General features: G+C 42.0%; 20 protein-coding genes. 12 read left to right on the forward strand and 8 right to left on the reverse strand.

Annotated elements, in window-relative coordinates; genetic code table 11:
- Positions 1-681 precede the first annotated feature (681 nt).
- Positions 682-1,941: a diaminopimelate decarboxylase gene (lysA, locus tag PSF11_RS13845; RefSeq protein ID WP_004923229.1), complete on the reverse strand. Its 1,260-nt coding sequence runs from the start codon at positions 1,939-1,941 to the stop codon at positions 682-684.
- A gap of 116 nt (positions 1,942-2,057) precedes the next feature.
- Here lysA and PSF11_RS13850 point away from each other — a divergent pair, with 116 nt between their 5' ends.
- Complete coding sequence (locus PSF11_RS13850; RefSeq protein ID WP_004923231.1) at positions 2,058-2,993, forward strand: LysR family transcriptional regulator; 936 nt, start codon at positions 2,058-2,060, stop codon at positions 2,991-2,993.
- On the opposite strand, the gene PSF11_RS13855 is transcribed toward PSF11_RS13850, so the two are convergent.
- Positions 2,967-3,887: a LysR family transcriptional regulator gene (locus PSF11_RS13855; RefSeq protein ID WP_014656674.1), complete on the reverse strand. Its 921-nt coding sequence runs from the start codon at positions 3,885-3,887 to the stop codon at positions 2,967-2,969. The genes PSF11_RS13850 and PSF11_RS13855 overlap by 27 nt on opposite strands.
- 124 nt (positions 3,888-4,011) lie before the next feature.
- Here PSF11_RS13855 and PSF11_RS13860 point away from each other — a divergent pair, with 124 nt between their 5' ends.
- Complete coding sequence (locus tag PSF11_RS13860; protein WP_036941546.1) at positions 4,012-4,884, forward strand: MBL fold metallo-hydrolase; 873 nt, start codon at positions 4,012-4,014, stop codon at positions 4,882-4,884.
- Between the two features lie 69 nt (positions 4,885-4,953).
- The gene (locus tag PSF11_RS13865) at positions 4,954-5,598 is read left to right on the forward strand and encodes a DsbA family protein (RefSeq protein ID WP_004923238.1); all 645 of its coding nucleotides are present in this window, start codon (positions 4,954-4,956) and stop codon (positions 5,596-5,598) included.
- Between the two features lie 4 nt (positions 5,599-5,602).
- Here the strand turns inward: PSF11_RS13865 and PSF11_RS13870 are convergent, their stop codons facing one another.
- Positions 5,603-6,244, reverse strand: coding sequence for a prepilin peptidase (locus tag PSF11_RS13870; protein WP_014656677.1), 642 nt, complete (start codon positions 6,242-6,244; stop codon positions 5,603-5,605).
- Between the two features lie 480 nt (positions 6,245-6,724).
- On the opposite strand from PSF11_RS13870, the gene rsmE reads away from it, so the two are divergent.
- The 9 genes from rsmE to hemW all read left to right on the forward strand — a co-directional run bounded on the left by rsmE (position 6,725) and on the right by hemW (position 13,512).
- Complete coding sequence (gene rsmE / locus PSF11_RS13875) at positions 6,725-7,456, forward strand: 16S rRNA (uracil(1498)-N(3))-methyltransferase (RefSeq protein WP_072502492.1); 732 nt, start codon at positions 6,725-6,727, stop codon at positions 7,454-7,456.
- A 9-nt stretch (positions 7,457-7,465) separates the two neighbouring features.
- Entirely contained in the window at positions 7,466-8,413 is a 948-nt protein-coding gene (gene gshB / locus PSF11_RS13880; protein ID WP_036941552.1) for a glutathione synthase, read from the forward strand.
- 124 nt (positions 8,414-8,537) lie between these two features.
- Positions 8,538-9,098, forward strand: coding sequence for a YqgE/AlgH family protein (locus PSF11_RS13885; RefSeq protein WP_004923247.1), 561 nt, complete (start codon positions 8,538-8,540; stop codon positions 9,096-9,098).
- Positions 9,098-9,517 (forward strand): Holliday junction resolvase RuvX, encoded by a 420-nt coding sequence (ruvX, locus tag PSF11_RS13890; protein WP_004923249.1) that lies wholly within the window; start codon positions 9,098-9,100, stop codon positions 9,515-9,517. The genes PSF11_RS13885 and ruvX overlap by 1 nt, the downstream gene beginning before the upstream one ends.
- Positions 9,518-9,640: 123 nt before the next feature.
- Positions 9,641-10,336: a YggS family pyridoxal phosphate-dependent enzyme gene (locus PSF11_RS13895; RefSeq protein ID WP_053110101.1), complete on the forward strand. Its 696-nt coding sequence runs from the start codon at positions 9,641-9,643 to the stop codon at positions 10,334-10,336.
- A gap of 10 nt (positions 10,337-10,346) precedes the next feature.
- Complete coding sequence (gene proC, locus PSF11_RS13900; protein ID WP_036941558.1) at positions 10,347-11,168, forward strand: pyrroline-5-carboxylate reductase; 822 nt, start codon at positions 10,347-10,349, stop codon at positions 11,166-11,168.
- Between the two features lie 18 nt (positions 11,169-11,186).
- Complete coding sequence (locus tag PSF11_RS13905; RefSeq protein ID WP_004923256.1) at positions 11,187-11,771, forward strand: YggT family protein; 585 nt, start codon at positions 11,187-11,189, stop codon at positions 11,769-11,771.
- A gap of 15 nt (positions 11,772-11,786) precedes the next feature.
- Positions 11,787-12,380, forward strand: coding sequence for an RdgB/HAM1 family non-canonical purine NTP pyrophosphatase (gene rdgB / locus PSF11_RS13910; RefSeq protein ID WP_004923259.1), 594 nt, complete (start codon positions 11,787-11,789; stop codon positions 12,378-12,380).
- On the forward strand, positions 12,373-13,512 hold the full coding sequence (gene hemW / locus PSF11_RS13915) for a radical SAM family heme chaperone HemW (RefSeq protein WP_004923262.1): 1,140 nt from the start codon (positions 12,373-12,375) through the stop codon (positions 13,510-13,512). Before rdgB ends, hemW begins: the two co-directional genes overlap by 8 nt.
- Before the next feature lie 115 nt (positions 13,513-13,627).
- On the opposite strand, the gene PSF11_RS13920 is transcribed toward hemW, so the two are convergent.
- The 5 genes from PSF11_RS13920 to trmB form a co-directional block, all read right to left on the reverse strand.
- On the reverse strand, positions 13,628-14,578 hold the full coding sequence (locus tag PSF11_RS13920; protein WP_014656682.1) for a siderophore ABC transporter substrate-binding protein: 951 nt from the start codon (positions 14,576-14,578) through the stop codon (positions 13,628-13,630).
- A gap of 192 nt (positions 14,579-14,770) precedes the next feature.
- The gene (locus tag PSF11_RS13925) at positions 14,771-15,496 is read right to left on the reverse strand and encodes a DUF2884 family protein (protein ID WP_014656683.1); all 726 of its coding nucleotides are present in this window, start codon (positions 15,494-15,496) and stop codon (positions 14,771-14,773) included.
- A 38-nt stretch (positions 15,497-15,534) separates the two neighbouring features.
- Positions 15,535-16,461, reverse strand: coding sequence for a glutaminase B (glsB, locus tag PSF11_RS13930; RefSeq protein ID WP_072502493.1), 927 nt, complete (start codon positions 16,459-16,461; stop codon positions 15,535-15,537).
- Positions 16,462-16,575: 114 nt separating this feature from the next.
- Positions 16,576-16,905, reverse strand: coding sequence for a YggL family protein (locus PSF11_RS13935; protein WP_004923275.1), 330 nt, complete (start codon positions 16,903-16,905; stop codon positions 16,576-16,578).
- Positions 16,905-17,624 carry a tRNA (guanosine(46)-N7)-methyltransferase TrmB gene (gene trmB, locus PSF11_RS13940; RefSeq protein WP_004923278.1) on the reverse strand — a complete coding sequence of 240 codons (720 nt, stop codon included), beginning with the start codon at positions 17,622-17,624 and terminating at the stop codon, positions 16,905-16,907. The genes PSF11_RS13935 and trmB overlap by 1 nt, the downstream gene beginning before the upstream one ends.
- Positions 17,625-17,852 lie beyond the last annotated feature (228 nt).

Below are 17,852 nucleotides of genomic sequence, written 5' to 3' on the forward strand. Positions count from 1 at the left end.
GTCCATTCAGTAAATGAATGGTGAGCATTAAAGTGCATCTGAACGAATGGATCAAGGGTAATATTCAATTCTTTACAATAATGACGGCTAATTTTATGGCAATCTAGAATTCACTAAGTGAAGTCATCTACACTATCCAGAATTTATAATATTTTAAAATAACAACTTATTTTTTCAACCCATAAACCGCAGTCTGAATGTAAAAGTAATAACTTTAATCCGCCTACCTGAAAGCGCCCTAATAATAGAAACTCAAAAGATAGATACCAATATCCCTACAGGTTAATTGGACATACGTCTACTTTGGATAAAAAACAATCTATTGGTTTACTCTAAAATAGGGAAACCTACTGCTCTCGATAAAAATAGTTAAGCTCACGATACAAAAGTAATATTTATCATTATTCAATAGACTGGCCGTTTTTTATTTATAGGTGGCCTTATTTCAATATAAACAAATAATTTTAGTTATAGGTTCAAGCAATAATAAATTAACCTTAGTTATTACAATGAATATATGTTTATTTTTTCAACATATAAACTTATTTTTTATCGCTTAATTTCTGAGATAGGATGAGTTAAAAACCGAAAGAAAATAGGTCAGGAATAGTATTTTAATAAATGAATTTTAATATTAGTTGGTAACGATACTGCTTTAAAAAGCAGTATCGTCAAAAAAGATTAAAGCTCTAATGCCAATAATTCTTCAATCGTTTGGCGACGACGGATAAGTTTTGGCGTACCCTCAATTAATAACACTTCAGGTAACAGAGGGCGGCTATTGTAGTTTGATGACATCGACGCCCCATAAGCACCAGTATCATGGAAGACCAAATAATCCCCTACTTGCACATCAGGCAGTAAACGGGTCTCGACCATTCCTCCTTCTTGCTGGGTAAACACATCCCCCGATTCACACAAAGGCCCCGCGACAATAGTCTCTTTTAAAGGTACATTTTCTAATGAGCGCCCCTCAGCAGGTAATACAGAGATATGGTGATAACTCCCATACATTGCAGGACGCATCAGATCATTAAATCCACTATCAACCAACACATAGTGGCGGCTTCCCATCGTTTTAACCGCTCTCACTTCCGCGAGCAATACCCCCGATTCAGCAACCAAATAGCGACCCGGTTCAATTTCCAGTTCAATAGAATGACCTAAATGACGCTCAATTCGTTGGCGAGCAGTGTTCCAAAGGCTGTAATAGTGCTGAATATCGATAACTTCATCTTGTTCTCGATAAGGTGTCGATAACCCACCACCGGCTGAAATCGCCTGAATATCCGCATTTGACGAGATCACTTGTTCAACCATTGCATCACAGACATTTGCTAAGTGTTGATAATCGACCCCAGAGCCAATATGCATATGTAGCCCAACCAATGACAGATTATAACGGCGAATTTGTTCCAGTGCTTTTGGTAGGTCTTGATACCAAATACCGTGTTTACTGTTTTCACCACCTGTATTGGTTTTTTGTGAATGGCCATGACCAAAACCAGGGTTAATACGCAACCAAACAGGATGACCCGATTTTTGCTCACCAATCTGGCTTAACATATCAATAGATCCAGCATTCACCGGAATATCTAACTCAGTCACCCGTGCCAAAGTAGCTCTATCCAGTACATCAGCAGTAAAAACAATTTCTGAGTTTTCACGACCAGCCTGGAAACCAGCCACAAGCGCACGCTCTATTTCACCTAGCGAAACAGAATCAACCTTGACTCCCTGCTCACGCATTAAGCGCAAAATATGAATATTTGAGCAAGCTTTTTGAGCAAAACGCACGGTATCAAAGGGTTTGAGCTGATTTATTCGCTCAATAATCACTGAGCTGTCGTACACCCAAACAGGGGTACCAAACTGTTCAGGTAACGTCGATAAGTATTCGGGCGTTAAATATTGGCTAGTAGTGGTGGCAAATGAGGTCATGTTTTTCTCGCAAGTAAATTTTTTCTTATATTGTCCTATTATTCAGAGAAAGTTCGGGAAAAAAAATATCCATTTTGCTAAAGTCTATTCATTTTTGATATAGAAAGAAAAACATCATGCAAACTCTCTCTTGGCGACATATTGAAATCTTTCGGGCGGTAATGACGACGCCGAATCTAACAGAAGCAGCGTTACTGCTAAATACCTCACAGCCGACCATTAGTCGAGAGCTTGCTCGCCTTGAACATCTGCTACAGTTCAAATTATTTGATCGCGTTAAAGGCCGATTGCGCCCGACAGCACAGGGATTACGCTTTTTTGAGGAGGTTGAGCGCTCTTATTATGGTTTAGAGCGGATAAAAAACTCAGTACAAACCATCCGCCGTTTTGATAATGCGCAGATCTCCATCATATGCTTACCCGCCTTCGCCCAATCATTACTACCACAAGTGTGCCAAACATTTATGGCTGATTATCCTGACGTCAATCTGACAGTGATCCCTCAAGAATCACCAATCCTCGAAGAGTGGCTATCGGCTCAACGTTATGATTTTGGTCTAACCGAACACTTACAAACGCCACCAGGCACAGAACAACTCACATTAGGCTCGCTGAATGAGGTTTGTGTCTTACCGGCGGGTCATCCCCTTGAGCATAAACCCGTTTTAACACCGATTGATTTTCAGCAACAAAACTTCATTAGCCTGTCACTAACAGACAGCTATCGGCAGATTATCGATACCATTTTTGCTCAACATCAAATTGAGCGAAAAATGGTGATGGAGACGCATTCAGCATCGTCTATCTGCGCAATGGCGTTAAAAGGCATCGGTATTTCAATCGTCAACCCTATCACCGCTTTGGATTTCCACCAGCAATCAGCAGGTAAGCTGATCATTCGCCCATTGAGTTTTTCGATTCCTTTTACGGTGAGTTTAATTAAGCCGATTCACCGGCCATCATCACAACTATTAGATATTTTTACCCAATACTTACGGGCTTCATTTGCCAAAACTGAGCAAGATTTAAGTAGCGCGTTGCTGCATCAGTGACTGCCAATATTCTGAAGTTGTAAACCAGTTACCTAAAAAATCCAGTACAGCTCTTAATGTTGTCGGCATATTTTGGCGACTGGCATACACTGCATAAATTCCTAATGGCTGCGGCACATAGTCGGGTAATAGCTGGAGCAGCTCCCCTGATTCTAAGTATTTTTTGACCGATAAATAAGGCTGCATAGCAATACCTGCACCATTTAATGCCGCTTGAGCCAAAAATACAGATTCATCGGCACTGAGTCGCCCTCCTACTAATACGGAAAAAGGCTCCCCATCTTTTTCAAAACGCCATAAACTGCGCCCAAAAAAATTGTAGGTCAAACATTCCAGTGGCGCTAAATCCTCCGGCTTAGTCGGTATTTTTTTATCTTTGAAAAAAGATGGCGCTGCACAAATCACAGAGTGGCACGTTGAAAGCGGCTTGGCTATCAAACTCGGCTCTAATTGATTCGTAATACGGATAGCCAAATCAATCCTATCTTCAATCAGATTCACCGCCTTATTTGTAATACTTAAATCAATCGCCATATTCGGGTAGTGTTGTAAAAACTCGGTTATTGCGACAGAAAGCGCTTGGCTGGCAATCGACTGAGCACAACTAATACGCACTAGCCCCGTCAATTGAGTCGCATCATGTTGCTGTTGTACAGGCAGAGTTAAAGAGAGTGCATTTAACTTTAGCGCTTGTTGATAAACCCCTTCTCCTGCCGATGTCAAACTCAGCCGCCTTGTCGTACGGTTTAATAAACGTACCCCAGCCCACTGTTCCATTTCAGCAAGATATCGGGTCACCATCGCTCGTGACATATCGAGTTTATCTGCGGCAGCACTCATACTGCCATGCTCAACAATACTAATAAAAACCTGTACCGCCGTTAATCTATCCATCTATTTGACCGATTTGTGCAACAAACATTTGCTAATTATGGCGTTTTTCTCATCATTATTGCAATTTAATATACACCCAACTTAACGAGGTTTTTAAAATATGGCTAACAATTAGGAGTTAATGATGAAACAACATGCTATCGCCGCCGCCACTTTACTTGCAATGAGCGCTACATTTGCCCATGCAGCAGAGCTTAAATTAGATATCTATAACCCAGGAAATAACAGTGTATTTCCCGTTTCCTCTGAAATTATCAGCGGTGATAAAGAAGTTGTGCTGATCGATGCACAGTTTCAAAAAAATGATGCACAGGCCTTAGTGAAAAAGATAAAAGCGCTCAATAAAACCCTAACAACCATTTATATCAGCCATTCTGATCCCGATTATTATTTTGGATTAGATACGATCACGAAAGCATTTCCTAAAGCTAAGGTGATAGCGACGAAAGAAACCGTTGAAGCTATCAAAGCATCGAAAGATGGCAAGTTGGCATATTGGGGTGAAGTGCTTAAAAACGAAGCGCCAACAACACTTATCGTACCCGATGTGATACAAGGCAATAGTTTTACTGTCGATGGTGAAACTCTCTTTATTAAAGGAAGTGATGGTCCAGCTCCAGAGCGTACTTATGTTTGGGTTCCATCATTGAAAGCTGTCGTTGGGGGAGTCGTTGTCTCTGATAATATCCATGTTTGGATTGCAGATACTCAAACTCAATCATCGCGACAACACTGGCAACAAACTTTAGAAAGCATTCAAGCTTTACAACCTAAAACCGTTGTACCTGGGCACTTTACTGGCAAATCAAAAATGGATCTTAGCTCTGTTACCTTTACTCAAAATTACTTGAATACCTTTGAGGCCATGGCTGAACAAAGTAAGGATGCCAAAGAGCTTACGAGCAAAATGGAGAAGGCTTACCCTCATCTTGATGATAAATCGAGCTTAGAACTAAGTGCCAAAGTCATTAAAGGCGAAATGCAGTGGCCACAATAAAATAATCTCAATTAGCCTATCTCTATAATGGATAGGCTAATTGAATCACTGAATAGTTAAGGAGCTATCATGAATAAAATCACCTTACATTACATTTATGACCCTTTATGTGGCTGGTGTTACGGTGCTTCACCATTGATTGAAATTGCCAATTCTCACCCTGACATTGTGTTAGAATTACATGGCGGAGGCATGCTGGCAGGCGCATCACGCCTTCATATGGATAATCAATTCCGTGAGCACATCAAACAATCCGATAAACGCATTGCCGCCATGACAGGGCAAATTTTTGGTGATGACTATTTAAAAATGCTGGATGAGCCAAATCTTGTTCTTGATTCAGCACCACCTTTACAAGCCATTCTTGCTTCTGAAAAGCAACAAAAAGCATTAGCGATGTTAAAAGCAGTTCAGCATGCTCATTACGTCTCTGGTCGTCATATCAGCAACCCAAATGTCTTATTAGCGATCGCACAAGAAATCGGGTTAGATAGCGAGCAATACCAGTTTGATTATGCCGAACAAGGAGGGAATAACCTTGAACACCATATTCACTATAGCCGCCAGCTACTGGCTCAATCCGGATCTTCCGGCTTCCCGACCTTACTCATAAAACAGCAGCATAAGTGGCTGCGCGTACCGTTACAAAACTATTTAGGTGATCCTCAAAAATGGCAACAATTTTTGGATTCACTAGTAGCAGCCAATCAATGATGCGCTACGACATCGCGCCATTGAACATCACTAAACACACCAATGGCGCAAATAACCAATAAGTTGCACTCAAAATGATAGCTGGGCCAAAGGGGATACGGGCGATAGCTTTGTGCCGATGACGTAAATAAATGGCCCAATAGTGAAGCCCGCCAATGCCCGCCGCTAGCGCAAAAAACTGAGGTAAATTCATAAGCCCGATCCAAGCTGCACACGCGGCAATCAGTTTAAAATCCCCTCGCCCCATTTGCGGGGATTGGCGGATCTTCTCCATAATTACCGTTAACAGCATGATGGAAAGGTAACTGGTGATCACCGCATAGATAGCCGAAACCACATTACCTTGCTCAGAGCACACTTGATACACTAACCCTACCCATAATAATGGGTAAACAAGTATGTCTGGTAAATAGCCTATTTTCATATCAATAATAAATAGACAAACTATTAAATTGAAGAAAATACTAAATAAAATAACAATAATTAATTCATCATTTAATGAAAAATTAAATATTAATAAAGGAAAATAAATAAGTACCAGCCATTTATAACCTATCCTTATCCCATCTTTATTTAAATATTTTTTAGGAATATGTTGTAACATCAACTGTGAAATTTTCGCTGATATAACAATGATAAAAGCCATAAGTAATAGCCTATAGCCACATACATCCCCCAAAAAACAGTATGAATTATCGATAGTTACATTTCCTGAACTTAAGTTGCCTCGGCATACTGTTAGCATTGGAAAAGTTGAAGTAATAAAATTATTAAGATCACTAAAAGATAAAAAAGAGAGATGATGGATAATTTTATGATAGATCCTTTCAATCGGTAATATCATATATTCTCCTTATTCCATTATGGAGTTATATACAAATATACCGTACCTCTATTTATTTCCCTACACAGTAATTCCGACACAATTTATCGTTTTAACCGCGATGATTTTTTGTCGTATTTGATAATATATTATCATTCATCACACCAATACCACACAGGCTAGACTACAAAAAAACCATAAACCACTATAAAATTGAGCTAGCTCTTGATTTTGGCGATTGCATCCCCATATTTTTGATCTGCTATTGCTCTTTTTTAACCTTGTTCTTTTTAAGGAAACTGTATGCGCATTCCACGCATTTATCACCCTGAGCCACTACAAATTAACACTACAATCGCTCTTGGCGATGATGCAGCCAACCATGTGGGGCGAGTGCTTCGCATGACTGCGGGCCAAAAACTGGAATTATTTGACGGCAGTAATCAGGTGTTTTGCGCTGAAATATCAGAGGCGACAAAAAAGAAAGTCTCCGTCAATATTATCGATAGCCATGTTGATGATAGAGAATCGCCATTAGATTTACACCTTGGGCAAGTCATGTCGCGTGGTGAAAAAATGGAGTTTACTATCCAAAAATCGGTGGAACTAGGTGTTAATACAATCACCCCTTTACTCTCTGAGCGCTGTGGTGTTCGTTTAGATTCAGAAAGGTTAGAGAAAAAACGACAACAATGGCAAAAGATTGCCATTGCTGCGTGTGAGCAGTGTGGTCGTAATCGGATCCCACAAATTCGTCCTGTACAGTCACTCGAAGCATGGTGTGCTGAGGAGGATGGGGCATTTAAGGTCAACTTACACCCACGAGCAACACAAAGTATCAATACATTACCTGCCGAATTAAATAAAGTTCGGCTATTAATCGGCCCCGAAGGTGGGCTAAGTGAAGAAGAAATCGCCATGACAGCTAATTATCAATTTACTGATATTCTGTTAGGGCCAAGAGTGTTAAGAACAGAAACGACTGCGCTAACTGCAATCACCGCACTGCAAGTGCGCCTAGGTGATCTAGGTTAAGGAGAAAAAATGATCAAGCTCGGTATAGTAATGGATCCTATTTCATCCATTAAAATCAAGAAAGATACTAGTTTTGCTATGATGCTGGAAGCTCAACGTCGTGGTTATGAAATCCATTATATGGAGATGAATGATCTCTATCTGTATCAAGGTGAAGCTCGCGCAACGACAAAAGTCGTCACTGTCGAAGAAAACCCAAACAAATGGTATGAGTTCAAATCTGAGCAAGATATCGCGCTCGGTGATCTTGACGCTATTTTAATGCGTAAAGATCCCCCTTTCGACACTGAGTTTATCTATGCAACTTATATTCTTGAAAGAGCTGAGCAGGCTGGCGCACTGATCGTCAACAAGCCACAAAGTTTACGCGACTGCAATGAAAAACTGTTTACAGCGTGGTTCCCTGAATTAACGCCACACACATTAGTCACGCGCAGCGCTAAACAGCTACGTGAGTTCCACCAAAAGCATGGCGATGTGATTTTTAAACCACTTGATGGAATGGGCGGAGCGTCTATTTTCCGTTTGAAGCAAGACGACCCTAACGTTGGGGTTATTATCGAAACGCTCACCGAGCATGCTAGCCGTTACTGCATGGCACAAAACTATTTGCCAGCAATTAAAGATGGTGACAAACGTGTACTGGTCGTTGATGGTGAGCCTGTGCCTTACTGTCTAGCTCGTATCCCAGCACAGGGGGAAACCCGTGGTAATTTGGCGGCAGGTGGTCGCGGAGAAGCTCGCCCATTAAGTGAAAGCGATTGGGAAATTGCCCGCGCCGTTGCCCCAACTTTAAAAGCAAAAGGCTTATACTTTGTTGGGCTTGATATTATAGGCGATCGTTTGACTGAAATTAATGTCACTAGCCCAACTTGTGCCCGCGAAATTGAAGCCGCTTACGATATTTCTATCACGGGTATGTTGATGGATGCCATTGAGCGCGATATAAAAAAATAGTGCCTTCAGCGCTAAAAATAGCGTATTGGTAATGAGAAAAGGCTCATTAAAGTGCCTTTTCTCAACCTTTAAAGGCAATTCTTATCATTAAAATAGGTTACTTACTACACTGAGCCTAAAAATTATGAATTTACAAAATCATTTTTTGATAGCAATGCCATCTCTTACTGATCCCTATTTTGAGCAGTCTGTTGTTTATGTGTGTGAACACAATGAAAAAGGCGCTATGGGGATCGTTATCAATAAACCTATTGATGATTTTTCTGTGAGTACCATGCTCGAGAAATTAGAGATAGCGGTTTCAACAACCAATACCAGCAACCTTGCTAAACCAGTGATTGCTGGTGGCCCTGTTGCTGAAGAGCATGGTTTTATCCTCCATACGCCGATTAAAGGCTTTGCTTCAAGTCTGCATCTCAATGATGACATGATGGTAACGACCTCTAAAGATATCTTAGAAACACTCGGCAAGGACCAGCAGCCTATGCAATCATTAGTCGCTCTGGGATATGCAAGCTGGGAGCCCGGTCAACTCGAAAATGAAATTATGGAAAATAGTTGGTTGACGGTAGAAGCCACACCAGAGTTAGTGTTTGATACCCCTATTAAAGATCGCTGGCAAGCTGCTGCTAACCTTCTAGGCGTGAATATCCATACAATTTCCATGCAGGCGGGGCACGCGTGATGTCTAGCAGAACCCTTCTTGCATTTGATTTTGGTACGAAAAGTATTGGTGTTGCTGTTGGCCAAGAAATCACAGGAACAGCCCGCTCCCTCGCCTCACTGAAAGCCAATGATGGCCGCCCTGATTGGCAACAGATCGAAAAGTTGCTAAAAGAGTGGCAACCTCAATTGGTCATTGTTGGCCTTCCTTTAAATATGGATGGCACTGAACAACTTGTCACCAGCCAAGCGCGTAACTTTGCTAATCGTATCCATGGGCGATTTGGTGTCAAAGTCGAGCTACACGATGAACGCCTATCCACGGTTGCCGCAAAAGCAGAATTATTTGAGCGTGGTGGTTACCGAGCACTGAGTAAAGGCAAAGTAGACTCAGCATCTGCTGTCGTGATCTTAGAAAGTTGGTTTGAGCAACACCTTTAAGCCGCACAATGTTTTCCGAAATGTAATTTTTTTTAATCTACACATGCAAAGGTGCCGTTATCAAGCAATATGCTTTACACTATGGGCATTATGATTATCCACCTAACGTAATTGAACAGAATAATGACCATTCAACGTAATATCTCTGATGTAAAAGCGCGTATTGAACGAGCGGCAGCAGAATGTCATCGCTCTGCACAGGACATCACTCTACTTGCAGTTAGTAAAACCAAACCTTGTGACGCTATCTTGGAGGCTATCGAGGCTGGACAGCGTCAATTCGGTGAAAATTATGTTCAGGAAGGCGTTGAGAAAATTCAGTTTTTCGCGGATAGACAAGATCTGGTTTGGCATTTTATTGGCCCATTACAATCAAACAAAAGCCGTCTTGTCGCCGAGTATTTTGACTGGTTCCATACGCTGGATCGGCAAAAAATCGCCCAACGTCTAAATGATCAGCGTCCAAGCAACAAAGCACCGCTAAATGTGCTGATCCAAATAAATATCAGTGATGAAAACAGTAAGTCAGGCATAAAACTTGAAGAGCTTGATGAGCTAGCAAAACAAGTTAGCCAAATGCCTAACCTAGTTTTTCGTGGTTTGATGACCATTCCAGCACCGGAAAGCGACTACCAGCGCCAATGCGAAGCTTTTCGCAAAATGGAGCAAGCCTATCAACAGTTACAAACACACTACCCTAGCGTCGACACCCTATCTATGGGGATGACCGATGATATGGCTGCTGCCATTCATTGTGGGTCGACCCTCGTTCGTATCGGAACGGCTATTTTTGGTGCCCGTGACTATCACAAATCATAAGGAGTACAACATGCAACATCGCAAAATTGCATTTATAGGTGCCGGAAATATGGCCCATGCTATTATTGCAGGGCTTGTTAGCCACGGTTACCCCGCCTCAATGATCACCGTCTGTTCGCCAACCCCTGTTCGCCGAGAAAAAATCGCCGAACAATATGGCGTTATCAGCAGTAGTGATAATGTATCCGCTGTGCAACACGCCGATGTGATTGTACTTGCTGTAAAACCACAAATGATGGAAGAGGTGTGTCAGCCTTTACAGCATGCCGTGGATTTCAGTAAAAAACTGGTATTGACCATTGCTGCGGGTATCCCCGCTCACCGCTATGCCGATTATTTAGCCCAACCATTGCAGTTGGTTCGTATCATGCCAAATACGCCATCACTCGTCGGTAAAGGCGTGAGTGGTTTATTCGCAGAAGAGAGTATTAACGCCGAAGACAAACAATTTGCAGAGCAATTGATGCAAAGTGTTGGCTCGACAATTTGGTGCGAAAAAGAGCAAGAGATCAATAATATTATTGCAATTACTGGAAGCTCTCCTGCTTACTTCTTCTTATTTATGGAATCCATGCAGCAAGAAGCCGAAAAACTAGGCTATACGCCCGATCAAGCCCGTCAATTGGTCTTAAATGCCGCGGAAGGTGCTGTTGCGTTGTCGAAATCACAAGGCGACACCCCATTTTCCACATTGCGCGAACAAGTGACTTCTAAGGGAGGAACGACAGCGATGGCATTAGCGCAATTTTACGATAGTGGTCTTCCGCAAATGGTAGCAAAAGCGATGCAACGTGCTATCACTCGGGCAGAAGAGATGGAAAAACTTTTTTAATTAACAGCGGGACGAGACATGCAGACTTTACTTTTTGTTGTTACAACCATTATTCAACTTTATATTTTTATCTTACTGCTACGAGTCTGGATGCAGTGGGTACGTGCAGATTACTATAACCCCTTCTCCGTGTTCGTGGTAAAAGCCACGAAACCTGTTATTACACCATTACGCCGTGTTATCCCTTCTATCGGGCCTATTGATACAGCAACAGTTACTATCGCATTTATCTTATCACTTGTTGCTATTGTCTTTAGCTTATGGATCACCCATACATTGGCCCTTCTCAGTTTTAGTGTTATTCCAATCAGTATTATTCTGTTACTAACCTATGCCGGAAAATTAATTTTCTGGATGATATTGATTAGAGCGATCATGAGCTGGATTAGCCAAGGCCGTAATCCTGTCGACTATTTGTTATATCAATTAACAGAACCATTAATGGCGCCAATCCGTCGCATTATCCCTGCTATGGGTGGGCTTGATTTCTCAGCAATGATTGTCATGTTCATCTTAATTGCGCTGAATTATCTACGTTCTGATATTTCACTGATGATTGATCCAACATTAACAGGCATTCTCTACGCTGTTGGCGTAATGTAATAAGAGCGATTAAAAATGCAAAAGGTTGTTTTAGCTACCGGTAATCCGGGAAAAGTCAATGAACTTGCTGACCTGTTACGTGATTTTGGGATGGATATCGTAGCCCAAACTTCTCTCGGCGTTGAGTCTGCCGAGGAAACAGGATTAACATTTATCGAAAATGCGATTTTAAAAGCTCGCCATGCTTCTCAGCAAACTGGTCTCCCTGCTATTGCGGATGACTCTGGGATCTCCGTTGACGCACTCGGTGGTGCTCCGGGGATCTATTCCGCTCGCTATGCTGGTGAAGAAGCAACGGATGAACAAAACCTGCATAAATTACTCGATGCGATGAAATCGGTGCCTGATGGGGAACGTCAGGCACAATTTAACTGTGTGTTGGTTTACTTACGCCATGCAGAAGACCCAACACCTTTGGTTTTCCATGGACGCTGGCATGGCATCATCACTCATGAACCAAGTGGGCAAGGCGGTTTTGGTTATGATCCTATTTTTTATGTGCCAGAACTGAATTGTACCTCTGCTGAGCTGACGAAATCAGAAAAACAAGCGATTTCACATCGAGGCAAAGCCTTAGCAATGCTATTGGATGCACTCAAGAATGCTTAAGTTGCCACCTCTAAGCCTATATATCCATATTCCTTGGTGTGTACAAAAGTGCCCATATTGTGATTTCAATTCGCATACTCTTAAAGGTGATATCCCCCAGCGAGAGTATGTTGAGCACCTGTTGCACGACTTAGAGATTGATGCGAAATTCATCGGTGATCGCGCCATCAAAACACTATTTATTGGTGGAGGTACACCAAGCTTATTAAGTGCGGAATCCATGCAAGCGCTGATGGATGGTGTACGTCAACGAGTTCATCTTGACCCACAAGCTGAAATCACGATGGAAGCTAACCCGGGTACTGTGGAAGCCGATCGTTTTTCAGGCTACCAAAAAGCAGGGATTAACCGGATCTCTATTGGTGTACAGAGCTTTGGCGATGACAAATTGATTACTCTTGGCCGCATCCACGGCGCTGAAGAGGCGAAACGGGCTGCGAAGCTTGCGACACAGCTTAATTTACGTAGTTTTAACTTAGACTTGATGCATGGCTTGCCTTCACAAACTCGTGATGAAGGGTTATCTGACTTGCGCCAAGCAATTGCGCTTTCCCCTCCCCATTTATCTTGGTATCAATTGACTATCGAGCCTAATACACAATTTGGCTCGCGCCCTCCGACCCTGCCCGATGATGATACATTATGGGAAATTTATTCCGAAGGGCATAAGCTGCTCACTGCGGCAGGTTATCAGCAATATGAAACATCGGCTTATGCTAAGCCTGGTTTTCAATGTGAACATAACCTCAACTATTGGCGTTTTGGTGATTATCTCGGTATCGGCTGTGGCGCTCATGGTAAGATCTCATTCACTGATGGACGTATTATGCGTACCATCAAGACTAAGCATCCTCGTGGTTATATGGAGGGGCGCTATTTGCAAAAATCTTACGATGTCGATGCCCAAGATAGGCCGTTCGAATATTTTATGAACCGCTTTCGGTTATTGGAGCCAATGCCCCGAAAAGAATTTAGTGACTATACGGGCTTGCCTGAATCGGTGGTAAGAGACTCACTTAATGAAGCGCTAAATAAAGGCTATATCACTGAAAATGAGCATGAGTGGCAAATTACCAAACATGGCAAATTATTCTTAAACTCATTGCTAGAGCTTTTTCTTGATGAAGAGTAATTTGTTTTCGCAATAAAAATATCCCTATCCCGCCCCATAAATCACAAAAGCCCGCAGATTAAAGTGCGCTCATAAAATTGGGCGCTTTTAACTGGTGCGGGCTTTTTTAGATCACTTATAGTGCTTTAGCGACTGCATCAACTTGTTCTGTTAGGCTCACTAAACCACCACCTGACAAATACCATAAATCAGACTGCAAGTATGTGATTTTGCCATTTTTGTAGGCTTTCGTTTCTTGAATATTTTGATCTTCGAAAACGGTTTTATCCAGCTTACCTGCCCCGATCGCTTCACTGCGATCCACGATTAAAATCACATCGGGATCTGCCTGTGCGATGGTTTTCGTATCAACGACACGGCGCTTAGACTTATCCGCTTCTGCTGGCTCTGGTAACTCTGCGCGTTGTGCTTTAACAACATCATAAACAACACTTTGGTTATTTGGGATCAATTTGCCATCGTTATGCAGCAGAACTAACACTTTAGACTGTGATTTTTTCGCTTTTTCTTGGGCTACCGCAATAGATTTATCCAACTGAGCCAGTTGCTCTTCTACCGATTTTTGATTGCCATACAGCTCACCGATTAAATTGATATTCGCTTTCACTGAATCAATGTAATGCTGGCTATTTGTACCTAAATTAATGGTTGGAGCAATTTTAGATAGTTCATCATAAGACTTACCTTGGCGACCAGTGATCACGATCAGATCAGGCTTTAATTCTGCAATTTTTGCAAGATCAGGCTGTTTCATTCCACCTGCATTTTGCACATTAGCAGCAATATTGCCTTTAATGTAAGCAGGCGCATTGCCCATTGGCAGCGCAACGACCTTATCGCCAAGCCCTAATTTTTGCATTGAATCATAAACACCAAAGTCGAATAAAACCACTTTCTGTGGAGCCTTATTCACTTCAGTCTCACCTGACAAATGTTTGATATTCACTTTTTCAGTGCCTTGTGCAATGACGGCGTTAGGGGTAAATGCCGCTGATTCAGCACTCAGTGCATATGGCGCGGAAAAAGAGAGTAAGGAAACAAGTACAGCAGGAATGAATTTTTTCATATTAAACAATACCAGTTAGTCACTAAACCAAACTTGCATTCTAGAGTGAGCCATTAATAAGTCAATCAAATAAGAATCAATTTCATTTTGATTATTATTATTGATAAAAACATCACATTTTTGCTGTGCTAAATAACAAAGAGGCAGAGCCCAAAATAGGCCTCTGCCTCTTAAAAAAGAAGAGAATATCTCTTACTTCAGTGAATTCATTAATGAAATACGTTGCTGTTCAAGGGAAGTCACTTTACCACACACTTGTTGACCAAACTGTTGGAAGCTATTTTCTTGTTTTTTCCACTCAGCTTCGAGGTCTTGCTGAAGCCCACCTAAATTCCCTAAAAGACCTTGCAGCGCTTTACTGCTATCACCGCCAGAGAGCAGTTGCTTACGCCCCATTTCATTAATACTGTCCTGTAATATGCCACCTAGACTCTCATTGACCAATTGACGCCCTTGCGTTTCAACTTTGCTCATTGCTTGGTGATGGAAAGCATAACCATCAGGGCGTGTCTCTATGACTTGATTGATCTGACCATTAAGGTCACTTTCTAACTTCGTTAAGCGTTTACGTACATTGCTATCATTACCGATTACTCGGATCACCACTTTATCAAGGGTATTTTTCGAGGCCGATAATTTATTTTGGGTTTCCAATTTGATCCATGGAATATCATTACGGATAGCGGCTTGATAACGAACAGCTTGCTGCCTTTGCTGCTCGGTTACCTCAATTTTTTTGCCATTAAGAGTCACATCACCATTAGGCGTAATATTCAAGTCGCCACTGCGCCCAACCACTTGAACACTTGCTGGGGTCAGAAAGATATCGTCTTTAGGCGTCACTGAACATTTATAATCTGCGGCCTGAGTGCCTGCACTAGCCAATAAAGAAAGAACAATTAAAGTACGGCGTAACATAGTAACTCCTATTAGATCGTTTTACCGATTGATGATATCTAAAACACCGAACGACCAATGCGTTTTGATAATAATTCAAGAGCTGCGCAACCCACCAGCGAGTTCCCCGCCGTATCTAATTCAGGTGCCCATACCGCAACAGAAAACTGGTTCGGTACGACACAAACGATCCCACCACCAACACCCGATTTCCCTGGCATGCCAATACGAAAGGCAAATTCACCAGAACCATCATACATCCCACAAGTCATCATTAAGGCATTAATTTGCCGCGACTGTAGTGGCGTAATAATAGGGTCGATAGAGCAAGATGACATCCCTTGTGATGTTAAGTAAGAGAAGCAGCGTGCCAGCTCTACACAGTTCATACTTAGAGAACAATAATGAAAGTAAGTTTCGAGAACTGTAAGGACATTATTCTCAAAATTACCAAATGATTTCATCAAAAAGGCAATGGCGGCATTACGGCTGGCATGTTCAAGTTCCGAACGCGCAACCGCAATGTCGTAGCTAATATCTGGCTCGCAAGCAAGTTTTCGGACAAACTCTAGCATGCGTTGCTTGGGCGCACTTAAACGTGATTGCAGCATATCTGTAATCACAATCGCTCCCGCATTAATAAAAGGGTTACGCGGAATACCTTTTTCCATTTCAAGCTGGATCAAGGAGTTAAATGGTAATCCTGATGGCTCTTTCCCGACGCGTCGCCAAATTTCATCTTCTTCATAACGCGTCATCGCTAAAGTCAGGCTCAGTACTTTTGAAATTGATTGGATAGAAAAACGTGTCTGAGCATCTCCCGCCATAAAAATTTCACCGTCAGCAGTATGCACCGCAATCCCCAATTGATGAGGAGGGACATTCGCGAGAGCAGGAATATAATCTGCGACCGCGCCTTGACCAATTAAAGGCCGTACTTGGTCTAAGATATCGTTCAGTAGTTGATTAGAAAATAGACGGCTCACTGTACTTCACTCCAGAAAACAAAGGCATCCTAAAAGGATGCCTTTGGTCGTAATGACCATTAGAGTTCGTAAAACAAATAAGAAACCCAATAAATCGATTACCGACTTAAGAAATTATTCCCACCAAACATCAAATAGCTCTGAAACAACGATATCTTTCATGCCTTTTGATTTTAGCCAGTTTTCGACAATGGTACGGTGTTCTTCAGTACATTTACCGATTTTTTGCAGGCAAACAATACCTTCCCAGCTCATATAACCACTTGCTTCAAACGCTAAGCCATTAGGTTCAATTGCTTCAGCAATCAATGCATCAACGGTACGATCGACTTCTTCGATAGGCGTACCTTCTTCAAAGCTCCATTTTACAATGAACCCTAACTCTTGGAATTCATCAATACGTAGTTTTTTACGTAAACGACGACTGCGTTGTTGCTTAGCCATTATTTTGTCCTCTCAAACATTAAATCCCATACACCGTGCCCCAACCGCTGGCCGCGTTTTTCAAATTTTGTTTCAGGTCGTGTTTCAGGCCGAGGTACATAATCCCCTGATGCAGATAAGTTTTTATACCCATCTGCATGGCTCATCACTTCCAACATATGTTCCGCATATGGCTCCCAATCCGTCGCCATATGAAAAACACCGCCCTTCACCAGTTTAGCGCGAATTTTATCGGCAAAAGGCCCTTGCACAATACGGCGCTTGTTATGTTTTGCCTTATGCCATGGATCTGGGAAAAATAGCTGAACCATAGATAAACTTTCATCGGGGATCATACGGTCCAACACTTCAATTGCGTCATGACACATGACACGTAAATTTGTCACATTTTCTTCTTTTGCGGAAGCAAGGCATGCTCCAACACCAGGCGCATGGACTTCAATTCCTAGAAAGTTTTTTTCAGGATTTTGTGAGGCCATTGTGACTAAAGAGGCCCCCATACCAAACCCTATCTCAAGTACAACAGGATTTTGGTTATTAAAAATTGCGGCAAAATCTAAAGGCTGTGCAACAAAATCGATCCCCATCGTTGCCCATTCACTTTGTAGCGCATCTTCTTGGCGTTGCGTCAAACGTCCTTGACGACGGACAAAGCTGCGAACGCGGCGCATAACCCGCCCTTCTTCATTATATTCTGGGGAGATGACGTTATTGATCATAATATAAAAATTCTACGAATTGATTGCCTAATCAAGTAAATAAGCGAAAATGACTACCCTTGCCGACTATTTTCAACAAGTTAGTAAAACGATTAATAATACAAACTTCACATGAAAGTGCAGGGAGTTTATCAAAACTCATCCAAGGTTGCAGGTGAAAATTGGATAACTTTACACTCCAGCACACAATAAGCGGTTTACAGCTTGTCCGGTCTATGTTGCAATCCT

It is taken from the genome of Providencia sp. PROV119 (assembly GCF_028482435.1).
Lineage (GTDB): Bacteria > Pseudomonadota > Gammaproteobacteria > Enterobacterales > Enterobacteriaceae > Providencia > Providencia stuartii.